The sequence below is a fragment of the Streptomyces purpurogeneiscleroticus genome, from assembly GCF_020024005.1.
Classification (GTDB): domain Bacteria; phylum Actinomycetota; class Actinomycetes; order Streptomycetales; family Streptomycetaceae; genus Streptomyces; species Streptomyces purpurogeneiscleroticus.
Genome location: NZ_NHSG01000317.1, coordinates 1 through 12,832 on the forward strand (window position 1 = coordinate 1; position 12,832 = coordinate 12,832).

The 12,832-nt window shown below is 71.8% G+C and carries 12 protein-coding genes; 4 read left to right on the forward strand and 8 right to left on the reverse strand.

The window, feature by feature from the left end; translation table 11 throughout:
• The coding region (locus tag CCS38_RS20505) for a DUF309 domain-containing protein (protein ID WP_223734764.1) at positions 1-456 on the forward strand (456 nt) is incomplete at its 5' end.
• Here the strand turns inward: CCS38_RS20505 and CCS38_RS20510 are convergent.
• The 8 genes from CCS38_RS20510 to CCS38_RS20545 all read right to left on the reverse strand — a co-directional run bounded on the left by CCS38_RS20510 (position 443) and on the right by CCS38_RS20545 (position 9,271).
• Positions 443-1,387 (reverse strand): D-alanyl-D-alanine carboxypeptidase family protein, encoded by a 945-nt coding sequence (locus CCS38_RS20510; protein WP_308050837.1) that lies wholly within the window; start codon positions 1,385-1,387, stop codon positions 443-445. The two genes, CCS38_RS20505 and CCS38_RS20510, sit on opposite strands and share 14 nt — an antisense overlap.
• A 172-nt stretch (positions 1,388-1,559) precedes the next feature.
• Positions 1,560-2,795 carry a cytochrome P450 family protein gene (locus CCS38_RS20515; RefSeq protein WP_223734765.1) on the reverse strand — a complete coding sequence of 412 codons (1,236 nt, stop codon included), beginning with the start codon at positions 2,793-2,795 and terminating at the stop codon, positions 1,560-1,562.
• Positions 2,796-2,945: 150 nt separating this feature from the next.
• Entirely contained in the window at positions 2,946-4,160 is a 1,215-nt protein-coding gene (locus CCS38_RS20520; RefSeq protein ID WP_223734766.1) for an MAB_1171c family putative transporter, read from the reverse strand.
• Positions 4,153-4,833 carry a hypothetical protein gene (locus tag CCS38_RS20525; RefSeq protein WP_223734767.1) on the reverse strand — a complete coding sequence of 227 codons (681 nt, stop codon included), beginning with the start codon at positions 4,831-4,833 and terminating at the stop codon, positions 4,153-4,155. Before CCS38_RS20525 ends, CCS38_RS20520 begins: the two co-directional genes overlap by 8 nt.
• Positions 4,820-5,311: a helix-turn-helix domain-containing protein gene (locus CCS38_RS20530; RefSeq protein WP_223734768.1), complete on the reverse strand. Its 492-nt coding sequence runs from the start codon at positions 5,309-5,311 to the stop codon at positions 4,820-4,822. The genes CCS38_RS20525 and CCS38_RS20530 overlap by 14 nt, the downstream gene beginning before the upstream one ends.
• Before the next feature lie 167 nt (positions 5,312-5,478).
• The gene (locus CCS38_RS20535) at positions 5,479-6,834 is read right to left on the reverse strand and encodes an MFS transporter (protein ID WP_223734769.1); all 1,356 of its coding nucleotides are present in this window, start codon (positions 6,832-6,834) and stop codon (positions 5,479-5,481) included.
• Positions 6,835-7,014: 180 nt separating this feature from the next.
• Positions 7,015-8,235, reverse strand: coding sequence for an acetyl-CoA C-acetyltransferase (locus tag CCS38_RS20540; protein ID WP_223734770.1), 1,221 nt, complete (start codon positions 8,233-8,235; stop codon positions 7,015-7,017).
• 121 nt (positions 8,236-8,356) lie between these two features.
• Positions 8,357-9,271, reverse strand: coding sequence for a LysR family transcriptional regulator (locus tag CCS38_RS20545; RefSeq protein WP_223734771.1), 915 nt, complete (start codon positions 9,269-9,271; stop codon positions 8,357-8,359).
• A gap of 150 nt (positions 9,272-9,421) precedes the next feature.
• Between CCS38_RS20545 and CCS38_RS20550 the strand changes: the two genes are divergently transcribed.
• The 3 genes from CCS38_RS20550 (at position 9,422) to CCS38_RS20560 (ending at position 12,738) form a co-directional block, all read left to right on the forward strand.
• Positions 9,422-10,339, forward strand: coding sequence for a CoA transferase subunit A (locus CCS38_RS20550; RefSeq protein ID WP_223734786.1), 918 nt, complete (start codon positions 9,422-9,424; stop codon positions 10,337-10,339).
• A 62-nt stretch (positions 10,340-10,401) separates the two neighbouring features.
• On the forward strand, positions 10,402-11,154 hold the full coding sequence (locus tag CCS38_RS20555; RefSeq protein WP_223734787.1) for a CoA-transferase subunit beta: 753 nt from the start codon (positions 10,402-10,404) through the stop codon (positions 11,152-11,154).
• Positions 11,155-11,172: 18 nt separating this feature from the next.
• Complete coding sequence (locus CCS38_RS20560) at positions 11,173-12,738, forward strand: 3-hydroxyacyl-CoA dehydrogenase (protein ID WP_223734772.1); 1,566 nt, start codon at positions 11,173-11,175, stop codon at positions 12,736-12,738.
• The last annotated feature ends 94 nt before the right edge of the window (positions 12,739-12,832 follow it).

Here is a 12,832-nt window from a genome sequence, read left to right on the forward strand (position 1 = left end):
GCCGAGGGCCGGGCGCGCAACGCCCGGCCGCGGGACGGGCTCGGCCGCCCGCTGCCGTACGGCGCCGAGGGCGTCGAGCGGCAGCCCGAGGGCGTGGTCCGCACACCGCTGGAGTCGCTGACGGAGGCGCAGCGGCTGCTGGACGAGGGGAAGCCGTTCCACGCGCACGAGGTGCTGGAGGACGCCTGGAAGTCCGGGCCGCCGCAGGAGCGTGAGCTGTGGCGCGGCCTCGCCCAGCTGGCCGTCGGCCTCACGCACGCCGCGCGCGGCAATGTCACCGGCGCCACCTCGCTGCTGACCCGCGGCGCCGCCGCCATCGAGCCGTACGCGCACGAAGCCCCGTACGGCATCGACGTCACGGGGCTCAGGGGCTGGGCCGGGGACCTGGCCGATGCGCTGCGCGGCCCGGTCGCGGCGGCCGCGCATGCGCCTCGGTTGCGGGTCAGTTCGCGTTGAAGCCCCAGCTCAGGAGCGTGGCGGCCTCCTTGTAGACCGCGTTCTTCTTCTTGCTGGGGGCGAGCACGGTGGCCACGAGGGTGCGGCCGTCCCGTTTCGCGGCGGCGATCAGGGTGTTGCCGGCCTTGCTCGTGAAGCCGTTCTTCACGCCGATGACGCCCGGATAGCGCGGCACGCCCTTCGTACCGGACAGCATCCGGTTGGTGTTCACGATGTCGTACGGGCCCCGGGAGCCGCCGGGGAAGCTGGCCCGTACGGTGGCGCAGTACTTGGCGAAGTCGGCGTTCTCCAGGCCCTTGCGGGCGAAGAGGGCGAGGTCGCTCGCCGAGGAGACCTGGCCGGGGGCGTCGTACCCGTCCGGTGTCTTCACCACCGTGTCCTGCGCGCCCAGTGAACGCGCCTTGAGCTGCATCTCCTGTGCGGTGGCCCGCCAGCCGCCGTTCATGTTGGCGAGGACGTGCACGGCGTCGTTGCCCGAGCGCAGGAAGACGCCGCGCCACAGGTCGGCGACCTTGTAACGCTGGCCCTTCTTGATGCCGACGAGGCTGCTGCCCTCCCCCACGCCCTTGAGGTCCGCCGCGGTGACCGTGCGGACCATGTCGGCGGGGAACTTGGGCAGGACGGTGAGTGCGAAGAGGGTCTTGAGGGTGCTCGCCGGGGCCAGTTGGCGATGTGCTTCCTTCGCGGCCAGCACGCGGCCGGTCTCGGCGTCGGTGAGGGTCCAGGCCCGGGCGGTGAGCCCGCCGGGCGGCGCCGCGGCGTGCCGTGTTCCGGCCCGGGCCGCCGTATCGGTGGTGGATAGTTCCGGTGCGGCCCTGCCCTGGGGCGTCGACGTGGCGTACGCCGGGGCGAGCAGAGCGATGAGGGCGCCCGCCACGGCTATGGCCGTCAGGGTGCCGGTGGTCCTGGTCGAAGCAGCGTCGGTTCCCATGCAACCACGCTAGGGACACGGAACGACACGCGCAGTACATGCTGCGCCAGACGGCTCATATGTCACACGCGAAGACCCGCCCGGTGCGACGGGGGATGCACACCGGGCGGGCTCAGAACCTTTCTACCGCATGCCGGAACGGTTATGCAGGAAAAGCCTGTTCGAGTCGGCGTTACCAGGCGACAGGGAGCGAGATCAGGCCACGCGCCCGGATGCTCCGCCGCCACTGCATCTCCTCGCGCGGCACGTCCAGCCGGAGCCCGGGGAACCGCTGAATCACGGCGTCGAGGGCGGTCTGGGTCTCCATCCGGGCGAGCGGGGCGCCGAGGCAGTAGTGGATGCCGTGCCCGAGTGCGAGATGGCCGAAATTTTCGCGGTGCGGGTCGAGCTTCGTCGGATCGGTGAAGCGTTCCGGGTCACGGTTGGCGGCCGCGAGCGAGAGCAGCACGCTCTCCCCCGCCGGAATCCGCACGCCGCCGATCTCGATGTCCTCCAGAGGGAAGCGCCGGATGGCCAGCGGCGCCGGGCCGTCGAACCGCGCCAACTCCTCGACCGCGGCGGGCAGTCGGGCCGGATCGGCACGCAACTCGGCCAGCAGTTCCGGGTGGTCGAGCAGCGCGAGGACCGAATTGCCGATGAGGTGAACGGTGTTCTCGTAGCCCGCGAGGAGGATCAGGAAGGCCAGCGAGGTCAGTTCGTCCTCGCTGAGCCGGTCCCCCGCCACGCCGCCGTCGCCGTCCGGCTCGTCACGCACAGCGATCAGATCGGAGAGCAGGTCGTCGCCCGGCTCGGCACGCTTGGTGGCGATCAGCCCGGTGTAGAAGCGCAGCATGGCGCCGACCGCTTCCTTCGCCGCCTCCGGGCGGGCCGGGTCGGGCGTGATCAGCGCGTCGGACCAGGCGCGGAAGTCGAGCCGGTCGCGCTCCGGGATGCCCAGCAGATCGCAGATGACGATGATCGGCAGCGGTCCGGCGAAGTCGGCGAGGAGGTCGGCGCGGCCCTTGGCCTCGATGGCGTCCAGCAGGTCGTGCGCGACCTTCGCCACGGGGGCGCGGAGCTTGTCGACGCGGCCGGGCGTGAACGCCTTGGCCACCAGGCGGCGTACTCGCGTGTGGTCCGGCGGGTCCATGTTGAGCAGGTTGGAGTCGAGGGCCGGCGGCAGGGAGAAGCCGCGGTAGCCGGTCGAGCTGTTGCGCTTGTCGAGGGAGAGCAGGGGGTCGGCGAGCCCGCTGCGGACGTCGGCGTAGCGGGTGACGAGCCAGGCGGGCTGCCCGTCGGGGCCGGTGATCCGGTGGACCGGGCCCGCCTCGCGCAGCCGCTCGTACCCCGCGTAGGGGTCGTCGAGCAGCATCGTCGTGTCGATCGGGTCCGGACGGTCCGGCGAGCCTGTATGAGCTGCGTTCTGCATGAATCCCGACTTTATGGGGTGGCGGTCCGCCTTCCGTATCCGGGGCATGACAAGGCGCAGGGCGGCTACGGAGCAATTGCCCCGTGCCGCCCTGCGCCGAAGGCGGTTCGGACCCCCGTACCGAGCCACCTGGTCTGTGGTGCGCCGCCGCTAGGCCCCGCGCTCTCTGACGCTGCTGCGCTGCCGTAGCTCGGCGAGCACCGTGTCGGCCAAGGACGAGCGGTACACGTCCGCGACCAGCGCCAAGTGTTCGTACTCCGCGGCCGGCGCCATGTCGGTCGTGACGACGACGGATTCGGCGTACGGCTCCGGGAGCCGGCCCGCCTGCCGGTTGTCCAGGCCCCGGCGCAGCGCCACGGCCTCGGCCACGGCGGCCAGTTGCGCCGGTCCGACGCCCACCGCACGGGCCCGCTCGCGGGCGATGTCGACGGCGTCGGACTCGACGTACCGGCGGATGCCGCGCTGTACGTCGCGGATCTCGGCCATCTGGCGGTTGGCCCGCCACTCCAGGTCGGCGAAGGGCCAGCGGCCGGGCCGGGAGCCCTCCATCGTGACCTCCGGGGCCTGCGCGGTGGCCTCGCGCCACAGGGGCGAGAGGCGGCGCAGCCGGCGCCAGGCGGACGCGCGGGGCCCGGCGGCGGGCAGCGCGAAGCCGGCGAGGACGAGGATCGCGGCGACCGAAGCGCTCAGCGGGGCCACGCCGTTGGAGAGCCAGAGCGCCGGGCTGCCGGCCCAGGAGAGGACGAAGCCGACGAGCTTGCAGGCGCAGTACAGCAGGCCCAGCCAGCAGCCGGCGGCCAGCACGCGCAGGCCGCGGGCGAGCCAGGACGGGCCGACCTTGGTGGCGTAGCGCGGGCAGAGCGTGCCGAGCCCGGCCAGACTGGCGCCGAAGATCGCGAGGTACAGCATCAGGAAGACCATGACGCCGGGCGCGTCCGTGTACGCGGTGCTGAAGTCGCGCGGGTGCTCCACGGCGTCCGGGCGCCCGACGGCGAAGCCGGTGACGGCGATTGCCCAGGCCACGACGACGAGCGTGAGGACCGCGCGGGTTCGGGAACGGGCCCGGCGGCGGCCCGCCTCGTCCTCGCCGCCCGTCCAGCGCAGCAGCAGCACCAGGGCGCCGGCCGCGAAGACCACGACGGAGGAGTACAGGAAGACCATGGCGAGGTTGGCGACGCCGGTGAGCCGGTCGAAGGCCCGGTACAGGCTCGGCGCCGAGAACAGGAAGACCGTCGCGACGCCCGCCGTCATCATGCTGGTCAGGCCCAGGTCGGCATTGCGCCGGTCGCGCAGCCAGGCGCGGAACTTGTACCCGGCGAGCGTCCAGGCGACGGCCGCGAAGCAGAAGTAGACGACGTCAAACACGGGGCGGCCCCCCGTCGTCGGGGCCGCTGTCCGAAGCGTCGGAAGCGGCGCCCGGAGCGCCGTCCAGCTCGCGGCGGATGTGCTTGAGCGCCGGGGCCAGCGCGGCCGCGATCTCGGCGGCGTCGCCGCTCAGCGGCGGGTCGTCCTTGGCGGTCGCGGGCACCACATGGGCCATCAGGAGCGTGCCCAGCACCTCGGTCTCGTGCTCGGTGGCGTTGTCGTAGCAGTGGTGACGGGCGAAGCGGGCGGTCAGGCCCATCCGCCGGGCGGCCGTCGCGACGTCCATGTGGGGCGTCCAGACCTTCAGCGCGTCCTCGGTGACCGTGGGGTCCTGCTCGTGCCCGAGGAGGAGATGGCTCAGCTCGTGCAGGACGATGTGGGTCTGGTGCCAGGGCGAGGTCTGCCGCTCGTAGAAGACCCACCAGCCGTCGTCGGTGCCCGCCGTCATGCCGGACACCACGCCGCCCAGGCTCATCGGCGCGAGCCGGACCGGCCGGCCCACGCGCCGCGCCACGACGTCGCACAGGCCCGGCAGATCGGTCGCGGCGGGCAGCGCGAGCTCCTGTACGAGCTGCTTGCACCGCCGGCGTATGCGCCGTACCCGCATGGCCGTACCGTCCTCGATTCCCGTCCGCCGCCAGGTGGCGAAGAGCTGCTCGTCAGTGGCCGGCATGCGGCGCCTCACCGCTGGTCGCCGGCGGGTCCGGCGGCAGGTCCATCTGCTGCCGGAACTGGGAGATGATCGTCGTGAGGCTGTCCTGCACCTCGGGCGGCAGCCCGACCGAGCGCAGCGCGATGGTCCGCACCCGCTGGTCCCGCATGGCCGCGAGGAAGCGCAGCTCCTCCTCCACCCGGTCGGCCTGCGGCTGGGAGAGGTCCCCCAGCAGATAGCCGACCGGCACCGCGAAGAACCTGGCGAGCGCGCGCAGCACTTCGTGGCTCGGATTGCTGCGTCTGCCCTTGCGGAGCATGGAGAGGTACTGCTCGGAGAGCGTGACGTCGCCGTACTCGGCGCCCTCGCTGATCTCCTCGGCGACATAGGCGTTCGTATACGGCGCACCGGGCGGGTGCATGTGCGCGAAGAGGTGGTTCAGCCGCTCCGCGAGCGGACTGTCCTCACTCTTCGGCGCGCCGTCGCCCCCTCGTGCCATGATCGGTGTCCCATCCCCATACGCCCTGGTCCCAGCCACAACGAAGCAGCGCGCACACCCAACGGACAGTTGAGTCGCGCGCTCTCCGCTTCGCACATCCTTTCACGAGCGGAACGGGACGCACCAGTCCACCTACCCACCGTGACCGTTATCCGGCGTCTCGGACATCAACTCCTGGTTGAGGCGAGCCCTTCCGTGCCGGCGCTGACGCCCTCGTCCGCGGCCGTCTCGTCGTGGTTCGGGCGGCGCAGGAGCAGCAGCATGCAGCCCATGGTCAGCGCGACCTGGAAGACCGCGTAGACGATGACCGCGGTGATCGAGCCGGTCCAGTTGAGCAGCGACTGGCCGATGATCGGGGTGGTGCCGCCCAGCAGGGTGCCGCACAGCTGGTAACAGAGAGAGATGCCGGTGTACCGCAGATGGGCGGGGAAGCGGCTGGCGAGCATGCCGGCCAGCGCCGCGTAGTACAGGCAGTGCGGGATGGTGGCGACCGCGACGCCGAACATCGCCAGACCGTAGTTCTCCGTGCCGATGAGGACGAACATCACCGGCATCAGGAACAGTTCGGGGATCAGCATCACGCAGACCGCCCGCGACCAGCTCTTCATCTTCGTCGCGAGGACCGCACCGAAGGGCTGCACGATGATTTGGGTGATGTTGGCGACCAGGATGATCGTGAGGAAGGAGCTGCGGTCGAAGTCCAGCACGCTGGTCGCCCAGGACAGCGCGAAGGTGGACTTGAAGTACGTCGCGGACAGGCCGATGGTGCAGGCCCCGATGCCGAGGACGATCAGCATCGGATGGCTGCGCAGCACCTCGGTCAGCGGCAGCTTCGCGACCTCCTTCTTCTCGATCAGCTTGGCCATCGCCGGGGACTCGGCGACCTTCAGCCGTACGAAGAGGCCGACCATGACCAGCAGCGCGGAGGCGAGGAACGGCACCCGCCAGCCCCAGGAGGTGAAGGCGTCGTCCGGCAGCTGGCTGATGGCGAGGAAGCTCAGCGTGCTGAGGGTGTTGCCGACCGGCGAACCCTGCTGCGCGAACGCCCCGTACAGCACGGACTTGCCCTTGGGCGCGGACTCGGAGGCGATGAGTACGGAGCCGCCCCACTCGCCGCCCAGGCCGATGCCCTGGATCATCCGGATGATCACGAGCAGGATCGGCGCGGCGACGCCGATGGAGGCGTAGCCGGGCAGCAGGCCGATGGCGGTGGTGGACACGCCCATCATCAGCAGGGTGATGACGAGGGTCTTCTTGCGGCCGAGCCGGTCACCGTAGTGCCCGAAGACGATGCCGCCGAGCGGGCGGGCGAGGAAGCCGACCCAGAAGGTGGCGAAGGCCACCAACGTGCCGAGCGCGCCGTCGAGTTCGGGGAAGAAGACCTTGTCGAAGACGAGGGCGGAGGCGGTGCCGTAGATGTAGAAGTCGAACCACTCGATGGTGGAGCCGATGAAGGCGCCGATCCCGGCGCGGTTGGCGGCTCTGGTGCGGTCGCGGGCAGTGGGCGCGGTGGGCGCACTCATACGGACTCCCTGGGCGTCTTTGATCAAGGGAAGGGGAGACCAGGGGCGCCGCGTCGTCCGAGCGGCGCCCCTGGGTGGTACGGGTGGTGCGCTGTGTGTACTTGTCCGTGCACGGCTCCCCGTGCACGGGATCGGGCCGGGATCAGGCGACCCGACGCATCGTCAGGCCCCGACGGACCTTCAGGCGACCCGCTCGAAGACGGCCGCGAGGCCCTGGCCGCCGCCGATGCACATGGTCTCCAGGCCGTAACGGGCCTCGCGGCGCTTCATCTCGCGGGCGAGGGTGGCCAGGATGCGGGCGCCGGTGGCGCCGACCGGGTGGCCCAGCGAGACGCCGGAGCCATTGACGTTGAGCCGCTCGTGGTCGGCCTCGCCGAGGCCCAGCTCCTTGGTGCAGGCCAGTACCTGGGCGGCGAACGCCTCGTTCAGCTCGATCAGGTCCAGCTCGGCGAGCTTGAGGCCCGCCTTGTCCAGCGCCGCGCGGGTGGCGCCGACCGGGCCGAGGCCCATGGTCTCCGGGGCGCAGCCGGTACGCGCGAAGGAGACCAGCCGCACGATCGGGGTGAGGCCGAGCCGCTCGGCGGTGGCGGCGCTGGTCACCAGGCAGGCAGCGGCGGCGTCGTTCTGGCCGCTGGCGTTGCCCGCGGTGACGGTGGCGTCCGGGTCCTGCTTCCCCATGATCGGCTTGAGCTTGGCGAGCTGCTCGGCGGTGGTGTCCGGGCGCGGGTGCTCGTCGGCGGCCACCACGGTGTCGCCCTTGCGGCCGCGCACCGTGATCGGCACGATCTCGTCGTCGAAGAGGCCCGCCTCGATGGCGCGGCCCGCCCGCTGCTGCGAGCGGAGCGCCAGCGCGTCCTGCTCCTCGCGGCTGATCCCGTATGCGCGGCGCAGGTTCTCCGCGGTCTCGATCATGCCACCGGGGATGGGGTGGTTCGCGCCGCCCGCGGTGACCCGGCCGCGGCTGAGCGAGTCGTGCAGCTGGAGGTTGGGGCCCTTGATGCCCCAGCGGCCCTCGTGGGTGTAGTACGGCGCCGCGCTCATCACATCCACGCCACCGGCGATGACCACATCGCTGAACCCGGCCTTGATCTGCATCGCCGCGTCCAGCACCGCCTGCAGGCCGGAGCCGCAGCGGCGGTCGACCTGTACGCCGGTGACGGTCTCGGGCAGGCCGGCGTCCAGGGCGGCCACCCGGCCGATGGCCGGCGCGTCGGAGGTGGGCCAGGCGTGCCCGAGGATGACCTCGTCGATCTTCTCCGGCGCGACGCCGGTGCGCCGCACGATCTCGGTGATCAGCCGGGCGGCCAGGGCGGCGGGACGCTGCCCCGCGAGCGCGCCGCCGAACTTGCCGATCGGGGTGCGCAGCGGTTCGCAGAGGACGATTTCAGTGGGGTCGGTCATGCCACGGGCCTTTCCTGGTGGACGCTTCCCGGTGACTTTTCCACCCGGGCACTGAGCCGGTCCAATATCCAATTCGGCGAGGATTCGGACGCGAGACTTATCAATCAGAATTCGCCGCAGGTCAGACGCGTGCCGGAGCCTTTCCTTCCGGTGTCGGCAGGGCCTCCTCGGCCACCGCGAGGACCGTACGCAGGGCCGCGGACGGGTTGTCCGGACGCCAGGCCAGCGCGGCCTGCAGCCGGATCGGCGGGCCGGCGAGCGGCCGGTAGACCAGCCCCGTCTGCTGGATGTGCTGACAGGAGGTGACGGTGAGGGTGACGCCGACGCCCGCGCCGACCAGCGCCAGGATCGTGTACGAGTCGGGCGCCTCCTGCACCACGCGCGGGTTGAACCCGGCGGCCTCGCACGCCCGGACGGTGGCGTCCCGGACCGTGGACCCGGCGTTCGCGGGGAAGCTCACGAACGACTCGTCGGCCAGTGCGGCGATGGGGATGCGCCGGCGGCGGGCCAGCGGGTGGTCCGAGGGCAGCGCGCAGACCAGCTCCTCCTCGTCGATCACCCGGGTCGCCACGCCGGGCTGGGTGACCGGGAGCCGGACGAAGCCCAGGTCGAGGGAGCCGTCGGCGACCCCGGCCAGCGCGACATTGGCGTACGTCTGGCCCTTCATCACCAGCTCCAGCGCCGGATGCGCGGCCCGTACGGCACGCGTGAGCAGCGGCAGCGTCTCGTGCGTGGACGCGCCCGCGAAGCCGATGGTGACCCGGCCGTACTCGCCGCGCCCGGCGGCCTTGGCGGCGCGGGTGGCGGTGTCCAGGTCGGCCAGGACGGTGCGCACCGGATCGAGGAAGGACTGGCCCGCGCTGGTCAGCCGCACCGAACGGGTGTTGCGCTCGAAGAGCTGGACGCCCAGCTCCTTCTCCAGCTGCCGGATCTGCTGGCTCAGCGGCGGCTGCGCCATCTGCAGCCGCTTGGCGGCCCGCCCGAAGTGCAGCTCCTCGGCGACCGCGACAAAGGCGGTCAGATGCCGCAGTTCCATACCGTCTCCGTCCGCCCGCCGGCACCGACTATTTCTTTCCGCGTATCAGTCTGACCTTAATTCGGTATTGGACGGAGATCAATGGCCGGTGAAACGGTATGCGGGACCGGATCCACACCCCGCACGCCGAGGAGCACCGTGGACAAGACCATGACGATGCGGGAGGCCATCTCCTCCTTCGTCCATGACGGCGCCACCGTCGCGCTCGAAGGCTTCACCCACCTCATCCCCACCGCCGCGGGGCACGAGATCATCCGGCAGGGCCGCCGCGACCTCACCGTCGTCCGGATGACCGCGGACATCGTCGTGGACCAGATGCTCGCCGCGGGCTGTGTCTCCCGCCTGGTCTCCTCCTTCGTCGGCAACTCCTCGGCCGGTTCGCTCGGCGAGCTGCGCCGCCGCGTCGAGAAGGCCGACCCCGCCCCGCTGGCCTTCGAGGAGTACAGCCACTACGGCATGATCTGCCGCTACCTCGCGGGCGCCCAGCGGCTGCCCTTCTACCCGCTGCGCTCGTACGGCGGCAGCGATCTGCCCTCGGTCAACGAGGGCCTGCGCAAGGTCACTTCGCCCTACCCCGGCCCGGACGGCGAGCCCGAGCAGGTGTACGTCGTGCCGCCCGTCAACCCGGACGTGACGATCATTCACGCGCAGCGCGCCGACCGCAGCGGTAACACCCAGATCTGGGGCCTGACGGGTGTTCAGGCCGAGGCGGTCTACGCGGCGGACAAGGCGGTCGTGGTCGTCGAGGAGATCGTCGAGGACGAGGTCGTCCGCTCCGACCCCAACCGCACGGTGATCCCCGCACACGCCGTGGACGCGGTCGTGGCCTGTCCCCGCGGCGCCCACCCCTCCTTCGCGCAGGGCTACTACGACCGCGACAACGCCTTCTACCGCGCCTGGTCCGGCATCAGCAAGGACCGCGAGCAGCTCCAGGCGTGGCTGAAGGAGTGGGTGTACGACACCGCGGACCACGCGGAGTACGTCAGCAAGCTCGGCGAGGAGTTCTGGGACTCCCTCGCGGTCGGCGAGGCACTCAGCCTGCCGGTGAACTACGGGAGGCGACTGTGAGCACCGAGTCCACTGTGAGCCCCAAGACCACTGCGAGCACCAAGACCACCCACCCCACCGAAATGACCTCCTCCGAGCGGCTCTCCGTCGTCGCCTCGCGGGAACTGGCCGGGCGGCGGACGGTCTTCGCCGGTATCGGCCTGCCGACACTCGCCGCGTCGCTCGCACACCTCACGGTCGCCCCGCAACTGGAGATCGTGTACGAGTCCGGCGTGTGCGGCGCGCACCCCTCCCACCTCCCCGAGACCATCGCGGACGCGGTGCTGATCACCGGTGCCGAGGCGGTCCTGTCGATGCCCGCGCTCTTCGGGTACGTCCTGCAGGGCGGCCACATCGACGTCGGTTTCCTCGGCGCCGCGCAGATCGACAAGTGGGGGAATCTCAACACCTCCGTCATCGGCGACTGGGACGCGCCCAAGGTGCGGCTGCCCGGGTCCGGCGGCGCGGTCGAGGTGATGGCCAACTCCCGCGAGGTGTTCGTGGTGATGCGCCGCCACGACCCGCGCTCCTTCACGGAGAAGCTCGACTTCTGCACCACACCGGGCCCCGACCGCGCCCTGGAGGAGGGTGTGCGGCCGCTCGGCACGGGCGTCACCCGGGTCATCACCGAGCTGGGCATCCTGGCGCGCGAGGGGGTCGGCGAGGAGCTGAAGCTGGTCGCCGTGCATCCGGGCGTGACGGTGGATCAGGTACGCGAGAACACCGGCTGGGACCTCGCGGTCGCCGACACGGTGGAGACCGTGCGGCCGCCCAGCGCCGAGGAGCTGCGGCTGCTGCGCGAGGATGTCGATCCGGACCGCGTGTACCTGCGCTGATCAGAAGGAGTTACGGACGTGCGTATCAGGATCGTGGGCACCGGTGTGATGGGCCGCGGTATCGCCCAGTGGGCCGCCACCGCCGGTCACACCGTCGAGCTGGGCGACATCCGTACGGAGGCGGTCGGCGCGGCCGTGGACTTCGTCCGGGGCATGCTCGACCGGGCCGCCGCCAAGGGCCGGATGACGGAGCGGGAGGCCGCGGAGACGCTCGCCCGCATCGTGCCGCTGGACTCCCCCTGGGCGCCCGGCGACAAGGTCGAGCTGGTCATCGAGGCGGCCCGGGAGGACCTGGACACCAAGGCCGAGGTCTTCGCAAAGCTGTCCGAGGCACTGCCCGCGTCCACCGTCTTCGCAACCAACACCTCCTCCCTCTCCGTCACCGGGATCGCTGCGACGCTGAGTGACCCGTCGCGCCTGGCGGGCCTGCACTTCTTCAATCCCGTACCGCTGATGAAGATCGTGGAGGTGGTACCGGGCACGGCGACCCGGCCGGACATCCCGCCGCTCCTCACCGAGTTGGTACGGGGCACCGGCCACCGTGCCGTGGTGGTCGCCGACACCCCCGGCTTCCTCGTCAACCACGCGGGGCGCGGCCTCGTCACTGAGGCGCTGGCACTCCTGGAGGAGACCGTCACCGACGCGCCGGGCCTCGACCGCATCGCGCGCGACGTACTCGGCCTGAAAATGGGTCCGTTCGAGCTGATGGACCTGACCGGGCTCGATGTGACCGCCGCGGTCATCGACACCATCTGGCACGGCTTCCGCCACTCCGACCGGCTCCGCCCGTCCTTCCTCACCCCGAACCGGGTGACCGCCGGGCTGCACGGCCGCAAGACGGGCCGCGGCTGGTACGCGTACGGCCCCGGGGACCCGGCGCCGGCCGCCACGCCGGAGCCGCCCGTCACCGGTGACGGCAAGCGGCCGGTGTGGGTGGCCGGCACCGGCCCCGGCACCGAGGCGCTGCGCGCGGCGCTCGCCGCGGGCGGCGCGGTGCTCGACGACGCCGAGCTCCCGGGTGACGGCTCCGTCGTCCTGGTGGCCACCTGGGGCACGACCGTCGCCGAGGCGGTGGCGGGGCTGGGCCTGCCACGCGCCCGCACCCTCGGCGTGGACCCGCTGTCGCTCCCCACCCGGCGCCGGGTCCTCGCGGCAACCCCGGCCACGGACCCGGAGGTGGCGGCGGACGCCCGCGCGGTCCTCACTGCTCCCGGCGACGAAACGGCGTCCGGCGGCGGAACGGCGGCGGAGCCGTACGCCGTCAGCGTCGTACGGGACACCGCGGGCTCCGTCGCGCAGCGGCTGCTTGCCTCGATCGTCTCGGTCGCGGCGTCCATCGCCGAACGCGGGCTCGCCACGCCCGCCGACATCGACGCCGCCGTCACCACCGGCCTCGGCTACCCGCACGGCCCGCTCGCCTGGGGCGACACCATCGGCGCACCCCGCCTGCTCGCCCTCCAGCAGGCGCTGCACCGCACGACCGGCGACCCCCGCTACCGCCCCACCCGCTGGCTCACCGAGCGCGCCCAACTCGGCATGACACTCACCGACCCGGGCAACCCCCCGTTCCCACAGTCCGGCTGACCCTGCCAAAGACCGGCCGCGGCGCCCCGACAATCACGCCCTGACTGCCCGGCGCGCCGCGGCCACACCCATGCGACTGCGGCCGCGCCCTCCC